At 73.0% G+C, this 15,596-nt stretch carries 17 protein-coding genes; 10 read left to right on the top strand and 7 right to left on the bottom strand.

Annotation, left to right across the window (positions count from 1 at the left end; genetic code table 11):
- The first annotated feature begins 15 nt into the window (after nucleotides 1–15).
- Nucleotides 16–789 (top strand): hypothetical protein, encoded by a 774-nt coding sequence (locus IIE03_RS17170; RefSeq protein WP_192863978.1) that lies wholly within the window; start codon nucleotides 16–18, stop codon nucleotides 787–789.
- On the opposite strand, the gene IIE03_RS17165 is transcribed toward IIE03_RS17170, so the two are convergent.
- A complete protein-coding gene (locus IIE03_RS17165) occupies nucleotides 767–1,438 on the bottom strand; it encodes an RNA polymerase sigma factor (protein WP_192863977.1) in 672 nt (223 codons plus the stop codon). The two genes, IIE03_RS17170 and IIE03_RS17165, sit on opposite strands and share 23 nt — an antisense overlap.
- Before the next feature lie 329 nt (nucleotides 1,439–1,767).
- Here IIE03_RS17165 and IIE03_RS17160 point away from each other — a divergent pair, with 329 nt between their 5' ends.
- Together IIE03_RS17160 and IIE03_RS17155 are read left to right on the top strand one after the other, a co-directional pair.
- A complete protein-coding gene (locus tag IIE03_RS17160) occupies nucleotides 1,768–2,412 on the top strand; it encodes a UDP-N-acetylglucosamine 2-epimerase (protein WP_192863976.1) in 645 nt (214 codons plus the stop codon).
- 56 nt (nucleotides 2,413–2,468) lie between these two features.
- Nucleotides 2,469–3,794 carry a glycoside hydrolase domain-containing protein gene (locus IIE03_RS17155; protein ID WP_192863975.1) on the top strand — a complete coding sequence of 442 codons (1,326 nt, stop codon included), beginning with the start codon at nucleotides 2,469–2,471 and terminating at the stop codon, nucleotides 3,792–3,794.
- Between the two features lie 88 nt (nucleotides 3,795–3,882).
- Here IIE03_RS17155 and IIE03_RS17150 read toward each other — a convergent pair whose 3' ends face one another.
- The 3 genes from IIE03_RS17150 to IIE03_RS17140 form a co-directional block, all read right to left on the bottom strand.
- Nucleotides 3,883–4,341, bottom strand: a complete 459-nt coding sequence (locus IIE03_RS17150) for a DUF6328 family protein (protein WP_192863974.1) — start codon at nucleotides 4,339–4,341, stop codon at nucleotides 3,883–3,885.
- A gap of 94 nt (nucleotides 4,342–4,435) precedes the next feature.
- Nucleotides 4,436–4,873 (bottom strand): CoA-binding protein, encoded by a 438-nt coding sequence (locus IIE03_RS17145; protein ID WP_192863973.1) that lies wholly within the window; start codon nucleotides 4,871–4,873, stop codon nucleotides 4,436–4,438.
- 690 nt (nucleotides 4,874–5,563) lie between these two features.
- On the bottom strand, nucleotides 5,564–6,253 hold the full coding sequence (locus IIE03_RS17140) for a TetR/AcrR family transcriptional regulator (RefSeq protein WP_225997918.1): 690 nt from the start codon (nucleotides 6,251–6,253) through the stop codon (nucleotides 5,564–5,566).
- Between the two features lie 139 nt (nucleotides 6,254–6,392).
- Here IIE03_RS17140 and IIE03_RS17135 point away from each other — a divergent pair, with 139 nt between their 5' ends.
- Nucleotides 6,393–7,580 carry a DMT family transporter gene (locus tag IIE03_RS17135; protein ID WP_192863971.1) on the top strand — a complete coding sequence of 396 codons (1,188 nt, stop codon included), beginning with the start codon at nucleotides 6,393–6,395 and terminating at the stop codon, nucleotides 7,578–7,580.
- 11 nt (nucleotides 7,581–7,591) lie between these two features.
- Nucleotides 7,592–7,732 carry a hypothetical protein gene (locus IIE03_RS17130; RefSeq protein WP_192863970.1) on the top strand — a complete coding sequence of 47 codons (141 nt, stop codon included), beginning with the start codon at nucleotides 7,592–7,594 and terminating at the stop codon, nucleotides 7,730–7,732.
- A gap of 167 nt (nucleotides 7,733–7,899) precedes the next feature.
- Here the strand turns inward: IIE03_RS17130 and IIE03_RS17125 are convergent, their stop codons facing one another.
- On the bottom strand, nucleotides 7,900–8,670 hold the full coding sequence (locus tag IIE03_RS17125) for a helix-turn-helix domain-containing protein (protein WP_192863969.1): 771 nt from the start codon (nucleotides 8,668–8,670) through the stop codon (nucleotides 7,900–7,902).
- A 237-nt stretch (nucleotides 8,671–8,907) separates the two neighbouring features.
- Between IIE03_RS17125 and IIE03_RS17120 the strand changes: the two genes are divergently transcribed.
- Both IIE03_RS17120 and IIE03_RS17115 read left to right on the top strand, forming a co-directional pair.
- Nucleotides 8,908–9,570, top strand: coding sequence for a DUF4097 family beta strand repeat-containing protein (locus IIE03_RS17120; protein ID WP_192863968.1), 663 nt, complete (start codon nucleotides 8,908–8,910; stop codon nucleotides 9,568–9,570).
- A gap of 35 nt (nucleotides 9,571–9,605) precedes the next feature.
- A complete protein-coding gene (locus IIE03_RS17115; protein ID WP_192863967.1) occupies nucleotides 9,606–10,445 on the top strand; it encodes an alpha/beta fold hydrolase in 840 nt (279 codons plus the stop codon).
- A gap of 118 nt (nucleotides 10,446–10,563) precedes the next feature.
- Here IIE03_RS17115 and IIE03_RS17110 read toward each other — a convergent pair whose 3' ends face one another.
- Nucleotides 10,564–11,088, bottom strand: coding sequence for a P-loop NTPase family protein (locus tag IIE03_RS17110; RefSeq protein WP_192863966.1), 525 nt, complete (start codon nucleotides 11,086–11,088; stop codon nucleotides 10,564–10,566).
- Between the two features lie 121 nt (nucleotides 11,089–11,209).
- On the opposite strand from IIE03_RS17110, the gene IIE03_RS17105 reads away from it, so the two are divergent.
- Complete coding sequence (locus IIE03_RS17105; RefSeq protein WP_192863965.1) at nucleotides 11,210–12,622, top strand: VWA domain-containing protein; 1,413 nt, start codon at nucleotides 11,210–11,212, stop codon at nucleotides 12,620–12,622.
- A 19-nt stretch (nucleotides 12,623–12,641) separates the two neighbouring features.
- On the opposite strand, the gene IIE03_RS17100 is transcribed toward IIE03_RS17105, so the two are convergent.
- A complete protein-coding gene (locus tag IIE03_RS17100; RefSeq protein WP_192863964.1) occupies nucleotides 12,642–13,280 on the bottom strand; it encodes a LysE family translocator in 639 nt (212 codons plus the stop codon).
- A 159-nt stretch (nucleotides 13,281–13,439) separates the two neighbouring features.
- Between IIE03_RS17100 and IIE03_RS17095 the strand changes: the two genes are divergently transcribed.
- Nucleotides 13,440–13,907, top strand: a complete 468-nt coding sequence (locus IIE03_RS17095; protein ID WP_192863963.1) for a MerR family transcriptional regulator — start codon at nucleotides 13,440–13,442, stop codon at nucleotides 13,905–13,907.
- On the top strand, nucleotides 13,904–15,583 hold the full coding sequence (locus tag IIE03_RS17090; protein WP_192863962.1) for a peptide chain release factor 3: 1,680 nt from the start codon (nucleotides 13,904–13,906) through the stop codon (nucleotides 15,581–15,583). Before IIE03_RS17095 ends, IIE03_RS17090 begins: the two co-directional genes overlap by 4 nt.
- The last annotated feature ends 13 nt before the right edge of the window (nucleotides 15,584–15,596 follow it).

Raw genomic sequence — 15,596 nt, 5'->3', positions numbered from 1 at the left:
TCGTCTACCTTCGCGATGAACACGACACCCCCACCCGACGACGCGCTCGGCGCGCTCTGCGCGCGATGGCGCAGTCGCACGCTCGCCGCCGGCTGGCGCATGCCCGAGGACTGGTCCGCCCCCGCGGCCGTCCGCCTCGCCGAGGCCGTCCTGCGCGGCCTGGAGGCCGAGGCGCCCGCCGCCGCCCTGGGCGCGGCGCGTGCCCGCGCCGGCGTCGGCGTCACCGAAGGGCTGCGCGACCTCGGCGTGCTCTTCGAGACCTGCTCCGAGGTCCTTCCCGTGGCCGTCACCCTGGCGTTCGCGGCCGGCTGGGAGACCGCCGACGTCGGACCGCCCGCCCGTGCCGCGTCCAGCGGCATGAGCGGACTGCCCGGGCACGACGAGTTCCTGGCACGGGCGGAGGACACCCTGGCCGGCGTGCACGGCGCCCGCGGCGGCGGGTCACCCGTCCTGGTGATCATCGACGGCAGGACGGCCCCGGACCTGCAGGACGACGTCCTCGGGCGGCTCGCCCGCTGGGAACGGGACGTGCTGCTGGGCGAGGCGGTCCGGGCGGCGTTCGACGCCGACTGCCCGGTCGGCTACGACGACGGGCTGGCGGTCGTGCTGGGCTGGTCGCAACCCGCGGAGCGGACCGCGAGCTCCGTGGCACGTGTCCGTGCGCTGCTGACCGGTGCGTCCCGGCACGGTTCGAGTCTTCTGCGGTCACCGGTCCGGATCACCGTGCGGCCGCTCCCGGAGGACCCGGGCGCACTGCGCCGGCTGGTCACCGCCGATGAGGCCGCGTAGCGGCCGCCGCCTCCCGGGCGCGCTCGTGCACGCGCCGCGCGACGAACCGCCGGATCGATTCGCGGGTGCGCACCAGCAGGGCGGCGACGGCGTTCTTGGAGATGCCCAGCTCGTCGGAGACCGTGGCCAGCGGGACGCCCTCGAACACGGTCCGCTCCAGGGCGTACCGCTGGCGCGGCGGGCACGCGGCCAGGCCCTCCAGCACGTCGGCGAGCTCCAGGGCCGACACGACGGTCGACGCCGTGTCGTCGCGCGAGGGCACGTCGTGCGCCTCGTCGATCACGGTGGTCGGCAGGGTCTTCTTGCGCGAGCGGTCGGTGGCGATGTTGCGCACGGTGCGCGCCACATACGTCCTGGCGAACTCCCGCGGGCCGCGGCCCGAGCGCAGCAACGACAGGATGCGGACGAAGGCCTCGGCCGCCAGGTCGTCGGCGTCGGCGCCATCGCGGGTGTAGCGCCGGGCGATCATGAGGGCGTACGGGTAGTGGCGACGCCAGGCGAGGTCGATGGCCGCCGCGTCGCCGGCCCGGGCCCGGTCGAAGAGCTCGGCGTCGCTCGGCTCCTCGTGGTCGCCCGGGTCTCCCGGACGCTCGGGTGCCTGCCACGAAGGCCTGATCGCGCGCTGCCGACCCACGGTCGTCACTGACATCCGGCTTCCTCCCTCGCCTTGGCGGCCGGCGCGGAACTCGTGCCGGCCGTCGGCACACGGGTGTGTGCACAGGGGAAGACGTGCGGGCGGAAGCGGTGTGTCGTGCGCAACAGAGGTGATCGGCAGGGTGATCTGCCTGGTCAGTCCGAGTGAGGCGCGGGGTCGGCGGCGTGCGGGGGAGGCCGGGAGCGTTCGGCGTCGCCCCCGCGCGGCGTTCGGCGTCGCCGCGCTCGTCGGGCCGCATTTCGGTGCGTCACCTGCGGCGTTCGGTTCCGTCGGTGAGGGTGGCCCGGCACCGCGGGCCGCCTCCCCGAGCAGAAGGAACCGAGATGGATGTCGTACCGCTGGATGTCGCACCGCACCGTGAGATCGCCGTGCTCTACGGGACACGACCGGAGGCCGTGAGGCTGGCTCCGGTCGTGAACGAGCTCCGCCGCCGGGACGGGTACGCACCCGTCGTGATCGTCACCGGCCGGCATCGGGAGCTGCTCGACCGGGTCAACGCGCAGTTCGGCGTCGTGCCCGACCGCGACCTGGGGCTGTCGCGCCGCGGCCCCGCGCACGAGGACGCCCTCGTGGGCACCTTCCGCGGGTTCAGCGAGTACCTCGACGAGCGGCCGGCCGATGCCGTCGTCGTGCACGGCGACACGACCACGGCCTTCGCCGGGGCGCTCGTCGCCCACCACCGCAGGATCCCCCTGGTGCACGTGGGGGCCAGCCACCACACCGGCGGTCCCCGGTCGCCGCTCCCCGAGGACGGCGATCGCGCGTTCGTGACCGCGGTGGCGGCCCGTCATTGCGCACCCACGGCCCTGGCCGCGCGCAGGCTCCGTCTCGAGAACGTGGCGGAGGCCCTCATCACGGTCACCGGTGAGGCGTCCGAACGGGTGGTCGATGTCATCGAAGGCGTCTTCGGCGCGGGTCCCCGTGGCGGAAAGTCGGCGGTTCTGGGATCATCGGCCCTGTCGCACTGAGGTCTAGGGGCGGACATTTCTGGTGGACAACTGGATGCGTTTCCCGGAGGTGTGTGATGGTCGCCAAGCGTCAGGTGGTCCGGCGGCTGACCGTGTTCGGCAGCTGCCTGGCCGTGCTTCTGGTGGGGCTGGCCGCGCCCGCGGCCGCCGAGCCGGAGACCCCGGTGGTGTACCCGTCCGGCTCGACCGCGACGCGGGCCGACCGGCTCGGCTTCGACACCTGCACCGCGCCCTCGCTCACGGCGCTGCAGGCGTGGAGGGGGACGTCGCCGTACTCGGCGGTGAACATCTACTTCGGCGGGAACAACCGCGGCTGCGCGCAGCCGAACCTCACGAAGGCGTGGGTGCGTGACGTCACCGCGGCGGGCTGGAAGCTGCTGCCCACCTACTTCGGGTACCAGCCGTCCTGCATGTTCGGTGACAAGCCCCACCGCTACACCGCGAGCAACGCCACCTCCCGGGGCACCTCGGACGCCACGGACGCCGTCGCGCAGGCCAAGGCGCTGGGCCTGCTCGCGGGCAGCGCGCTGTACGCCGACGTCGAGCACTACGACCGCACCGACTCGACCTGCCGGACGGCGATGCGGCGGTACGTCTCGGCGTGGACGAAGACGCTGCACGGGGCGGGATACCTGGCGGGCGTGTACGTGCACCAGAACTCGGGACTGCTCGACCTCTCCGACTCCTACGACTCGACCACGTACGCCCGCCCGGACGCGGTGTGGATGGCCCGCTGGGACGGGTCGCCGTCGCTCACCGGCTGGCCGACGGCGCCGAACTCGCACTGGTCCGTCTTCCAGCGCGCCAAGCAGTACGAGGGCGACCACAAAGAGACGTGGGGTGGCGTGACGATCAACATCGACTCCGACGTCCTCAGGGCACCCGTGGCCAGCGTCGCGCGGACCTACGAGGTCACCAGCACGACGTCGCTCAATGCGCGGTCCGGGCCGTCGACCTCCACCTCCGTCGTGCGGACCTACGCGCCGGGTGCCTCCCTGTCCGTGGTGTGCCAGGGCAGCGGGCAGAAGGTCGGTACCACCGAGGTGTGGGACCGGCTGACCAACGGGGCATGGGTCAGCGACTACTACGTCTCGACCCCGTCGGACACCGGGTTCAGCGCCGCGGTGCCGCGGTGCGTCTACCCGGGGCAGGTGACCACGAGCTCGCTGAACGCCCGCACCGGCCCCGGCGTGTCGTTCCCGACGACGGGGAGCCCGCTCCGTCGCGGCGCCCTGGCCTACGTGATGTGCCAGAAGTCGGGCAGCACGGTCGGGTCCACCTCGGTGTGGAACAAGCTGCGCGACGGGCGCTGGGTCACGGACCGCCACGTCTCGAACCGGTCGAACACCACCTGGAGCTCGCCGGTGCCGCGCTGCCGGTGAGGGCTTCGGGTGGTGGCTCCGGGTGGACGGTTCCGGCTGCTGGTGCCGGGTGGCCGGTGTCGGCGACCGCTGCTCGTGACGGCTGTCGTCACTTTCGCCGGCCGAGGCGCGGTACCCCGAACCAGAGCGCCGCGAACACCAGTGCCACGCTCGCGGCGGCGATCCATGCCGGGGTCTGCCCCACCACCACGTCGAACACCAGGAGCATCACGGACGCCGACACGACCGCGAAACCAGTGAGTCCGAGCCGGGCGCACAGATTCGCCATCCGCACCAGCCATTCCCGCTTGCGCTGGCGGAACAGCATCCGGTGGAACGCCACCGGCGCGACGATCACGCACGTGGTGAGCACCGCGGCGACGAGTACGCCGAGGTAGAGGATTCGCTGGTACTGCGCGAGATCCTCGAACCGTGCGGAGAACGGCACCGTCAGCAGGAACCCGGTGAGGATCTGGATCCCGGTCTGCATCACGCGCAGTTCCTGCAGCAGCTCGTTCCAGTTCCGGATGAGCTGCTCCGGCGACGGCTTCCGGTCGGGCTGCGGCATGATTCGACCGTAGCCCGCCCCGGCCGGTTTGTCCGGGTGCAGCCCCGCAGGATCGTGAAGTTCGGCGCGTGACGTTCGGCGGACGACCCCTGACTCAGCCCTCGCGCTCGCCCCACTGGATGGCAGGGCAGCTGTTCATCACCATCGGGACGCCTGCGGCTGTCGTGCGCCGGTATGCGTCCTCGTCGATGACGCCGAGCTGGAACCACACGCCGCGGGCGCCGATCTCGACCGCCTGGTCGGCGAACTCGCCGGCCGCCTCGGATCGGCGGAAGACGTCGACGACGTCGATCCCGCCGACGGCGGCGGCCGCGTCGGCGAGCGTCGCGTAGGCCTTCTCGCCGAGGACCTCCCGGCCCTCTGCCGCGGCACCCGGGTGGATCGGGACGATCCGCTTGCCCTTCGACTGCAGCACCTGGGCGATCGAGTAGGCCGTTCGCTCCGGGTCACGCGACAGGCCGACGACGGCCCAGGTCTTGGTGTCGTCGAGAAGGTGGTCGATGGTCCTCGGGTCCAGCCACGGCTCGGTCATGTCGGCGAGAACGTCCGCGCCGCGCCGTCGATTCCGGGGGGTCCCGTCCTCCTCCCGAGGCCCGGGTCGTTGCGGAAGGCGAGGTCGGGGCCGCCGCGGAAATGGTGGACACCGTGCAACCCGGGGGGCGGTCGGGTGCGTCCAGTGGGTATGACGACGACCGAGGACATCGAGCCTCCCCGGCAGGCCGAGCGCGTGCACCCGGACTTCACGGTGGTTCGCACGGGCGCGACGGCCGTCGAGCAGTTCCAGCTGGAGTTCGAGACCGACGGCCCGAACGCTGACGAACCGGGCTCCGAGTCCCTGACCTGGCACGACCGCCGGGACCCCGACCGTCCCCCGTACATCCTCGTCGAGCTCCTCACCCCGCACTACGAGTTCTACGACACCGACGCCGTGGGCCTCCGGTCGACGCCTGGGGCCGACGCCGAGGCGTTCGACGTCGCGGGCGCGAGCGTCGCGACCATCGAGGACGCGACCGACGACCTGATGGACTCGGTCTTCGGCGGGGGAGAGCCGGGCGGGAAGGCCCCCACGCTCCGACCCGTGCGGTTCATCCTCCATCCGGAGGGCAGCGAGGAACGCTACGTGATCAGCCTGAACCTGCCGGCGGAGGGCAGCGACGAGGTGGTCGACGGCCTCCAGGCCTCGCTTCGACCCGACCGTCCGCCGGCGTCGACGGGCCCTGGCTCAGCGAGCAAGGAGCGCGGCCGCTGCCGACCGTGCCGTGGCGAACGCGTTCGGCTGGACTCCCGTGGTGTGCGCGGTGAGGGCGCCCTCGTAGAGCAGGTGGATCTGGCGGCCGATCGTCTCCGGGTCGGGGCCGCCGTCATCCGGACGGCCGGCGCCGGCGTCACACTCGCCCCGGCCGGCACCTCCCGGACCAGCATCGCCCGGACCGGCGCTACCGGGCCTCTCGCCGCTCAGGGCCTCCCGTGCCAGGTCCACGAACAGCCGGAGCATGTATTCCTTGTCGGCGCGGATCACGGCGTTGCCGGGATGGTCCGTCCCGCCGATCTCCGCGTGGGCGTTCACGAAGGCGCATCCGCGCTCGTTCTTGTCGGCCCAGTCGGACGCGATGCCGAGCACCAGCAGGAGGCGCTCCGCACCGCTGGTGCCCGACGCCGCCAGCCGCGCGTGCAGGTGCTTCTGCCAGACCTCCTCGCGGCGGCCGAGATAGGCCGCCACCAGGGCATCCTTCGACCCGAACCGGTCGTAGAGGGTCTTCTTGGTCACCCCCGCCTCGTCGGCGATCCGGTCGACCCCGATGGCGCGGATCCCGTGCGCGTAGAACAGCTCGGCGGCCACCGCGAGCACCCTTTCCCCGGCCGGGGTGGCCGGGTTGGGCGTCCTGCGACGGCGTGTGGTGGTGCGTGGCATGTTCTCTCCCATCGGCCTCGTGCAGCTCTCGGCCTCGTGCGGATCCTGCTCCCTCGCCGCGTGGAGCCCGCCGCGCGGAGATCGTCCCGTGGCGAAGAGTGCACTGCGAGTATACCGACCAGTATGGTTACCTCGCAGCATGGTCCGCATCGCACCCGCCCTGCTCGTGATCCTGTGGAGCTCCGGCTTCGTGGGCGCCGCGCTGGCCGCGCAGTCCGCACCCGCCGAGACCACGCTGCTGTGGCGGTACGCGGTCGCCGCTCCGGTGATGGTCCTGCTGGTCACGGCCCTCGGCCGCCGGTACCCGGCGCGGTACGTGCGGCGCGAGGCCGTGCTCGGCATCCTCGGGCAGGTCGGCTACCTGTACGGCGTGTTCCGTGCGGCCGACGCCGGTCTCCCGGCGGGCACGACCGCTCTCGTCGCGTCACTCCAGCCGGCCTTGGTCGCCGTCGTCCTGGTCGCTGTGTCGCGAGGCGGGCGGTGGCACGGCGGCCGGACCGTGCCGGGTCGTCCGGAAGCGCCGGTCAGGCAAAGTAGCGACCGGGCCAGGTCGAACCGTCCGGAACCGTCGGCCCAGCGGAGTCGCGACCGGACCGCGCCCGGCCGTCCGGAAGCGTCAGCCCGGCGGAACGGCGGCCGGACTATGCCGGGCCGTCCGGAAGCGTCGAGCCGGCGGCGCCGGTGGTTCGCGCTGGCCGCGGGGTTCGCGGGCGTCGTCCTCACGGTGGGCGGCGGCACGGGCGGTGGCGCCGCCGGGGTCGCCTGGGCGGCGTCCGGGATGCTCTCACTCGCCGCAGCCACGGTGCTGGCCGAGCGGTGGCCGCCATCCGAGCGGCGGGACGTGCTCGACTCGCTGGCCGTGCAGAGCGTCGTCGCACTCGTGGCCTTCGGCGTGCTCGCCGTGGCGACCGGGCGTGCGCTGCCACCGCCGGACCCGTCGTTCTGGCCCGCGGTCGCGTGGCTCGTCGTGCTGGCGTTCGCCGGTGGCTACGGGGCGTACCTCTGGGTGCTGCGGACCTCCGGCGCCGTCGCCGTGAGTGCCTGGCTGTACCTCACCCCCGCCGTCAGCGCCGCGTGGGGGTGGCTGATGTTCGACGACGCACTGTCGTGGCAGGCCGTCGTCGGCTTCGCGGTCGCCCTCGCGGCCGTGCTGGGCCTGCGGACCACCCAGCTTTCGGCGCGCGCCCGGCCGTCGTCGTCGGCCCAGCCCTCGATACCCGCCCAGCCCTTGACGCCCGCCGAGTCCTTGAGCCGCGCCAGCCCTTCGGCACCCGTCGAGCGCGCTGAACGTGCTCGCGCCGGAAGTGCCCGCACCGAACGTTCCTGACCGACACCGTCATGGAGGGAAAGAAAATGCTGCACCTGCTGAAGTCCGTTGCATCCGCCCTGATGTCCTTCGCCCGCGCGATCGACACGGCACACGCGATCCAGCTCGGTCTCCTGGCACCCGAGAAGCGTCCGCCCAGAGCCGACCGGTAGCGTGGCCCGGCCTGGCCACCACGGGGTCCCCGGACCGAGCCGACTCGGCCTCCGGCGATCGCGCGGCAACTGGCATCGGCCGGATGTCGAGTGGTCGGTCGGATGGGGAGGGGAGCCGACCACTCGGCAACGGGGCCAACCACCCGACAACGAGCCGACCTCATCACCTAGCCGCGCGAGATCCCACCCCCGTCCGCGCTCGGCTCCGTGTCGTCGCCCCGCGTCGTCTCCGGGCGCGTGTGGAGGATCTCGCGGGCCTGCTCGGCGGCGCGCATGATGCTCTCGCTGATGAAGTCGAGGTAGCGGGCGATGCTCTCGAGCCGGACCGCGGCGGGGGTCTGCGCGCCGAGGACCTGCACCCCTCGGCGCGCGGTCTCCACGAGCTGGTTGTTCGCCTGCGCCCCGGTGATCGTCGACTGGTAGAAGAGTTCGTCGTCGACGGAGTAGTGGTCGCGGCGCCCCTCCCCACGCTCCCGGCGCACGAGGTTCTGCCCCTCCAGGAAGGCGATCGCCTTCGAGACGGACGCCGGGCTGACCCGCAGGTGCCGGGTGAGCTCGGACGCGGTGAGGCTGGCCGCGTCGGTGATGTACAGGCAGGCCAGGACCCGGGCCGGCATTCGCGGCAGGCCCGACGTCATGAGCACGGTGGTGAGCGCCTCCTCGTACTCGGCGACCGCCTCGGCGTCGCGGCCGTACGGCTGGGGCGTCTCGTCCCGCGCGCGAGGTGAGGCGGGCCGACGACGGCGGGCGCGGCGTTCGGTGGCGCGGTGTGCCATCGCGGCGTGGTATCCGCCGGGGCCGCCGTTGCGCATGACCTCGCGCGTGATCGTCGACGTCGGGCGGTCGAGGCGGCGCGCGATCTCGGCGTAGGGGAGGTCGTCGGCCAGCCCCGACGCGATCTGCCGGCGCTCCTGCTCGGTGAGTCTGCCTCCGGGCATCCCGTCTCCTCGGTGGTCGCTCGTGGTGGTCGGTGGAGCGTCAGCGTAGCGTTCACTCACATCTCATTGCAATACTCAACCGCTCGCCGTTGCGTTACCCGGCATGATCGATGCACCAATATAATCGCTTCGACCTGCAGAAACATGGGCCGGATGCAACAAGGTCGTTGTGATACCTCGCGGCCGAGTCGTAGCGTTTCCAACATCGGAAACGACGAACTCACCCAGGAGAACACGATGCACACCTTTGCCACCCCCGCCCCGATCGCCGTCGCCCTCGACCTCCCCGCCGGGCGGGTCCGGCTCATCGCCGCGGACCGCTCGGACACCACCGTCGAGGTCCTGCCCGCCGACCCCGACAAGGCCCGCGACGTCCGCGCCGCCGAGCACGCCGTCGTCACCTGTGCCGACGGCGTCCTGCGGATCGCCTCCGAGTCCGGGAACCGGCTCACCGGCCCCTCGGGCGCGCTGGAGGTCACCGTCAAGCTGCCGGCGGGTTCCCGCGTCGAGGCCAGGACCAGCAGCTGCGAGCTGCGCGTCGTCGGCCGCCTCGGCGAGGTCGACTTCGAGGGCGCGTACCACCGGATCAAGATCGACGAGGCCGCGAGCGTCCGGCTCGCCGCGATCGACGGCGACGTCGAGGTCGTCCGGCTCGGCGGACCCGCCGAGATCAGCACCGCGCGGGGCGACATCCGGATCGCCGAGGCCGTGCGCGGCGCGGTCGTGCTGAGCAGCGGGACGGGCGACATCTCGGTCGCTGCCGCCGCCGGCGTCTCGGCCACCCTCGACGCCGGTACCGGCCGCGGGCGCGTCAGCAACGCCCTCAGGAACGACGGCGTCGCCGAGCTCGACATCCGGGCCACCACCCCGGACGGCGACATCACCGCCCGCAGCCTCTGACCCGCCCCAGAACATCGAGACCCGAAGGAACCCCCATGACGAACAACACCACTTCCTCCACCGACCCGAGGTCGACCGGCGCGCCGGCCGGCGCGTGGACGGGCATGGTGCCGGTCGACGACACCGCCCTGTACACCGAGGACACCGGCGGCACCGGCATTCCGATCATCTACTGCAACGGCCAGTTCGCCACCATGGGGTACTGGAAGCGCGTGATCGCCGACCTCGGCGACGGCTGGCGCCACATCACCTTCGACGAGCGGGCCCGCGGCCGGAGGTCCGGGACGTCGGCGGACTACTCCTTCGAGGCCGCCGTCCGGGACGTCGACGCCGTCCTCGCGGCTCGGGGCGTGGACCGGGCGCTGGTCGTGGGCTGGTCCTACGGGGCGGTCGTCGCCGCGCACTGGGCCCGCCGCAACCCGGACCGCGCCCTGGGCGCCGTGCTGGTCGACGGCGCCTTCCCGCACGACTGGCTCGACGACGCCATGGAGCGACGGATCCGGAAGCTGTTCCGGCGGCTGAGCCCGGTCATGATGCTGATGCGCCCGACGGGCCTGACCCCGCGGATGAACGCCGCCCAGCAGGCCGAGAGCAACATCGAGCTCGGCACGCTCTCCCGGGAACGGGAACTGGCGCCCGTGCTCGACGCCCTCACCGTGCCGACCCGGTACGTCGTCGCCTCCGGCACGTCGCTCGGGAGCAAGGGCGACGAGCAGGAGCGCATCCGTGCCGGACTCGACGCGGTGACCGCCCGCAACGCGAACATCGAGAGCGTCAAGGTCGCCAGCAACCACGGCGCGATCCTGCGCAAGGACTTCCGGGCCGTCGCCGACGCCGTCCGCGGGGTTGCCGCCACCGACCGCGACGGACGCTGACGGCGGGACGCGCCGTCGGCCCGGCGGGACGGGGCACCGGCTCCGTCCCGTCGTCGTGCGTCCGGCGCGCGTACCCGATGGTCAGGCGTCTTGCCCCGGGCGCTTCCGGTCCCGGGCCCTATCGCACCGACCAGCTACGGACGGCCCGGAGCTGGGCGACCAGCGCGGCGGACTGGCGGCGGCTGGTGATGGTGATGAGCTCCGCGTGGGCGGCGTGCTCGGCCAGGAGGCGGTGGACCCTGGGCCGCATGGTCCTGCGGTAGCCCCAGATGTAGCGGACAAAGCTCCAGCTGATCCGGTCGTACACGCCGTCCTCGGTGTGCTGGCCGCCGTGGTAGCGCAGCCTGCGCCGGACGACACCGGCCAGGCACGTGATCGCGTCGAGATCGAGGAAGATCACGGTGTCCGCGGCGGCCAGCCGGATCAGGAGCGTGTCCGTGTAGTTGCCCTCCACCAGCCACCGGGGCCGCGCCACCAGTGCGCGCTGGACCTCGGCGAACTCCTCCCGGGGCAGCGGGTTCCAGTCGGCGTCGTAGTAGACGCTGTCCAGGTGCGTGAGGGGGAGGTCGAGGACACGGGCGAGCTTGTTGGCCAGGTAGGTCTTGCCCGACCCCCCGCAGCCGATGATCGCGATCCTCTCCACAGCCAGGAACGTTACCCGCACCCAGCGCATTTGGCCGACCAGCTGTTGCGGCCGGGCAAGTCCGCCCGGCATCCTGGGCCCGCCGCGCAGCCGCAGGTCCCGCGCACGACGAGGAGTCCCCGTGACGCACCCATCCCGCAGGTCCGCTCCCTCCGTGCCGATGCGCCGGTCGCGGCCGTTGCTCACCGCGGTCCTCGTCGCGTCGCTCGCGGCGTGCACCGCCGCACCGGCCGGCTCCGCCGACGGCGCGGACGGCGCCGATGCCGACGGCGGACCCGCGACAAGCACGCCGTCCCCCGGCGTTCCCGAGCTGGTGCCCGTCGACTACGACGCCCCACGGGACCTCACGGCGACCGAGCGGCTCATGCTGTACGAACCCGGCCCCTTCGCGGGCGACGCGTTCGACGAGGACGCCGTCGTCGACGCCGTGCTGGCGATGGAGCCGGAGACCACGGAGGAGTGGCAGCGCGCGATCCTCGGCCGGATCCACGGGGACTACGCGGGCGCGCTGGCGGGGACCGTAGAGTTCCAGTACGCGATCGACGACCCGGCGGCGGCCGGCCCCGCCGACGAACCGGCCGAGGTCACCGCGGTGGGCACCAACCACTTCGCGCTCGTCCTGGACGCGAGCGGATCGATGGCCGAGCGCGCCGGGGACGGCACCCGCATGGACGCGGCCAAGGCGGCCCTGTCGCGGTTCGTCGCCCGGCTCCCGGAGGACGCCACGGTCTCCCTGCGCGTGTACGGCCACGCGGGAGACGCCTCGGCGGGCGGCAAGCGCGAGTCGTGCGCGTCGAGCGCCGTCGTGTACGACGGCGAGGCGGGCGACGCCCGGTTCGCGGATGCCCTCGACGACGTCGAACCCACCGGCTGGACCCCGCTGGCACGTGCCGTCCGGGCCGCCTCCGGCGACGTGCCCGACGAGGCGACCGACGCCATCGTCTACGTGGTCACCGACGGCCTGGAGACCTGCGGCGGCGATCCCGTCGCCGCCGCGCGCGAACTCGCGGACGGCGGCGTGGAGCCGATCGTGAACGTGATCGGGTTCCAGGTCGGTAACCCGGACCACGAGGGCCTGCGCGCGATCGCCGACGCGGGCGGCGGCGCCTACACCGACGCGAGCTCGGAGACCGACCTGGAGCAGTACCTCGACGAGGAGTACTCCCGGATGATGGACGCCTGGGACGCCTGGAAACGCGCCGAGCTGGAGCGGATCGAGGAGGCCGGGCGCGCCAACATGGCCGAGGCGGAGCAGTTCGGCCGCGCCCTCATGGACGCGGCCGAGGACGAGGGCCGCGCCGGCATGGAGGTGGCGCGCGAGCTCGGAGCCCGCGGCGCCCTGGATCACGCCACCGAGACCGCCGTCTGGCAGTACTTCTACGACCGGAAGAACGAGCTCTGGCGCTACGGCTACGACACCAGGACCGCCAACTACGGCGACGCCTACCGGGAGAAGGTGCACGACTGGGGCGCGGCGTACGGCACGGGGACCTCGAGGTGGAGCGAGTACTACCGCAAGCGGTACGAGAACTGACCCGACCCGCCGGGCGCCGTCAGGTGTTGTGGCTCGTCGCCAGGAACCCGCCGACGCCGATCATCATCACCCCGCCGGTCAGGCCCAGCCCGTCGAGCCGCTCGGGACGGCGCGCGAACCAGGTCCGCGCCTGGCTCGCGGCCAGCACCCAGATGACGTCCGACGCGCACGCGAGCACCGCGAACAGCGCGCCGAGCAGGAGCAGCTGCGGCACGGCCGGCGCGTCGGCGGCGATGAACTGCGGGAGGAACGCCATGAGGAACACGATCGTCTTCGGGTTGGTCACGCCCACCACGAAGCCCGCCCGGACGGCGGCGAACCCGCTCGTCCGCCGCGCGGCCCCGTCCTGCTCCAGCGCCGCCCGCGCGTCACCGCGGTGCCGGATCGCCTGGATGCCCAGATAGATCACGTAGGCCGCGCCGACCAGCTTGAGCACCGTGAACGCCGTCGTCGACGCCGCCACGAGCGCGCCCAGGCCGAGCGCCGCGGCCACGCCCTGGACCAGCACCCCGGACGCGTTGCCGACCACCGACAGGACCGCGTCGCGGCGGCCGACGGTCAGCGCCCGGCCGAGCGCGAACAGCAGGCTCGGGCCGGGGATCTCGATCAGCACGATCGAGGCGATCGTGAACGCGGCGAGCTGGGTGAGCGTGGGCATGGCCATAGTGTGCCCGCAACCGGCCCGGGGGTGGACCCTGTTTTTCCGGGTCCGCCGAGCGATCTCTTCCGCCGCGTGAACGTACGGCGGCGCCGGGCGCGGCCCGCTGCGGATATCACCCTGCCGCCGCGTTAGAGTGGACGCCGTCCGAGGAGGAGCATGGCGCTGAACCACAAGCAGATCGGCGAGGTCGCCGACCGTACCGACCTGTCGCTGCGCAGCATCCGGTACTACGAGGAGGTCGGGCTCGTCATCCCGTCGGCGCGGTCGCGGGGCGGCTTCCGGCTGTACACCGAGTCCGACATCGCGCGGCTGATGCTGATCAAGCGGATGAAACCGCTCGGCTTCTCGCTGGAGGAGACGCGCGACCTGCTGAGCGTCGTCGACGCGCTCGACGCCGCGCAGGCGCCCGGCGCCGACGCCCCGGACGCCCGCGAGCGCGACGAGCTCCTGGACCGGCTGACCATGTACCAGACCGCGGCGGACGAGCGCTGCGCGGCCCTGCGCGACCAGCTCGAGATGGCCGAGGAGTTCGCGGCGAACCTGCGCCGCGAGGCCCGCCGCCAGCGGCGCGCGGCGAACCGGGACACGAACCGGGACGCCGATCGAGAGGCGAGGAACACGTGACCGATCACCACACCGGAGGCGACGTCCGTACCGAGGCGGCACGGCGGCGCAGCATCGCCGTCATCTCCCATCCCGACGCCGGCAAGTCGACGCTCACCGAGGCGCTCGCCCTGCACACCCGGGCGATCACCACGGCCGGCGCGGTGCACGGCAAGGGCGATCGCGCCGGCGTCGTCTCCGACTGGATGGAGATGGAGCAGAAGCGCGGGATCTCGATCACGTCGGCGGCACTCCGGCTCGCCTACGGGGACACCGTGATCAACCTGCTGGACACGCCCGGCCACGCCGACTTCTCCGAGGACACCTACCGTGTGCTCACCGCCGTCGACGCCGCCGTCATGCTGCTCGACGCCGCCAAGGGGCTGGAGCCCCAGACCCTCAAGCTGTTCGAGGTGTGCCGGCGCCGCGGCGTGCCCGTCATCACGCTGATCAACAAGTGGGACCGCCCCGGCCTGGAGGCGCTCGAGCTGTGCGACGAGCTGGAGCAACGTATCACCCTCAGGCCGACCCCGCTGACCTGGCCGCTCGGCGAGGCGGGACGGTTCGTCGGGCTGCTCGACGTCGCCGCCGGCGACGTGCGCACCTACGAGCGCGCCCCGGGCGGCGCGCAGCTCGCCGCCGAGACCCGCCTGGTCCCCGGCACCGCCCGGGAGCGGCTCGGCGCCGACTACGACGACGCCGTCGAGGCCGCGGCCCTGCTCGACGGCGTGGACCAGGACTCGTTCCTCGCCGGGCGGACGACGCCGCTCCTGTTCGGCGCGGCACTCGCGAACATCGGCGTGCGGCAGCTGCTCGACGCGATCGTCGACCTCGCGCCGCCGCCGTCCGCCCGGCCCGACGTGCGGCGCACCGCGGACGTGCTGGGGGCCGGGGCCAGGGCGGGGGTGCGCGGCGAGGCGGCGACGTCGGACACGACCGCCGGCGAGCTGCCGGCCGGCCTGCCGACCCGGCCCGTCGACGCCCCGTTCAGCGGTTTCGTGTTCAAGATGCAGGCCGGGATGGACCCCAAGCACCGCGACCACGTCGCGTTCCTGCGGGTGTGCTCGGGGAGGTTCGAGCGCGGCATGGTCGTCACGCACGAGCGCACCGGCCGCCCGTTCGCCACGAAATACGCGCTGCAGGTGTTCGGCCGGGAGCGGGAGACCGTCGAGGAGGCGTTCCCGGGGGACGTCGTCGGGCTGGTGAACGCGAGCACGCTCGCCGTCGGCGACTCGCTGTACGAGCCGGGCGGCGCGGCGGTGCGCTACCCGCCGATGCCGGCGTTCGCGCCCGAGCACTTCCGGGCGGCACGGGTGAAGGACCCGGGCAGGTCGAAGCAGTTCCGCAAGGGCATCGCCCAGCTCCAGCAGGAGGGCGTGGTGCAGGTCCTGGTGAGCGACGCGCGCGGGGACGGGAACCCGATCCTCGCGGCGGTCGGCCCGCTGCAGTTCGAGGTGGCCACCTACCGGATGGAGCACGAGTTCTCCGCGCCGGTGGTGCTCGACCACCTCGATCTCTCCGTGGCCCGGATCGTGCGCCCCGACGACGTGCCGCTGGTGACGCGCGCCGTCGGCACGGAGGTCGCGCGCCGGTCCGACGGCACGCTCCTGGCCCTGTTCCGCGACGTCTGGCGCCTCCGGTCCCTCCAGCGCGAGTACTCGCTCGACCTGCAGCCGCTGGTCGCGGGCGGCGAGTAGGCGGCCCAGAGCC

The sequence above is a fragment of the Myceligenerans pegani genome (assembly GCF_014892515.1).
Lineage (GTDB): Bacteria > Actinomycetota > Actinomycetes > Actinomycetales > Cellulomonadaceae > Myceligenerans > Myceligenerans pegani.
This window is presented reverse-complemented; position numbering and strand designations above follow the sequence as displayed.

Coding starts and splice junctions, on each gene's coding strand:
- IIE03_RS17170 (WP_192863978.1), top strand. CDS start 16: ATGAACACGACACCCCCACCCGACGACGCGCTCGGCGCGCTCTGCGCG.
- IIE03_RS17165 (WP_192863977.1), bottom strand. CDS start 1,438: ATGTCAGTGACGACCGTGGGTCGGCAGCGCGCGATCAGGCCTTCGTGG.
- IIE03_RS17160 (WP_192863976.1), top strand. CDS start 1,768: ATGGATGTCGTACCGCTGGATGTCGCACCGCACCGTGAGATCGCCGTG.
- IIE03_RS17155 (WP_192863975.1), top strand. CDS start 2,469: ATGGTCGCCAAGCGTCAGGTGGTCCGGCGGCTGACCGTGTTCGGCAGC.
- IIE03_RS17150 (WP_192863974.1), bottom strand. CDS start 4,341: ATGCCGCAGCCCGACCGGAAGCCGTCGCCGGAGCAGCTCATCCGGAAC.
- IIE03_RS17145 (WP_192863973.1), bottom strand. CDS start 4,873: ATGACCGAGCCGTGGCTGGACCCGAGGACCATCGACCACCTTCTCGAC.
- IIE03_RS17140 (WP_225997918.1), bottom strand. CDS start 6,253: ATGCCACGCACCACCACACGCCGTCGCAGGACGCCCAACCCGGCCACC.
- IIE03_RS17135 (WP_192863971.1), top strand. CDS start 6,393: ATGGTCCGCATCGCACCCGCCCTGCTCGTGATCCTGTGGAGCTCCGGC.
- IIE03_RS17130 (WP_192863970.1), top strand. CDS start 7,592: ATGGAGGGAAAGAAAATGCTGCACCTGCTGAAGTCCGTTGCATCCGCC.
- IIE03_RS17125 (WP_192863969.1), bottom strand. CDS start 8,670: ATGCCCGGAGGCAGACTCACCGAGCAGGAGCGCCGGCAGATCGCGTCG.
- IIE03_RS17120 (WP_192863968.1), top strand. CDS start 8,908: ATGCACACCTTTGCCACCCCCGCCCCGATCGCCGTCGCCCTCGACCTC.
- IIE03_RS17115 (WP_192863967.1), top strand. CDS start 9,606: ATGACGAACAACACCACTTCCTCCACCGACCCGAGGTCGACCGGCGCG.
- IIE03_RS17100 (WP_192863964.1), bottom strand. CDS start 13,280: ATGCCCACGCTCACCCAGCTCGCCGCGTTCACGATCGCCTCGATCGTG.
- IIE03_RS17095 (WP_192863963.1), top strand. CDS start 13,440: ATGGCGCTGAACCACAAGCAGATCGGCGAGGTCGCCGACCGTACCGAC.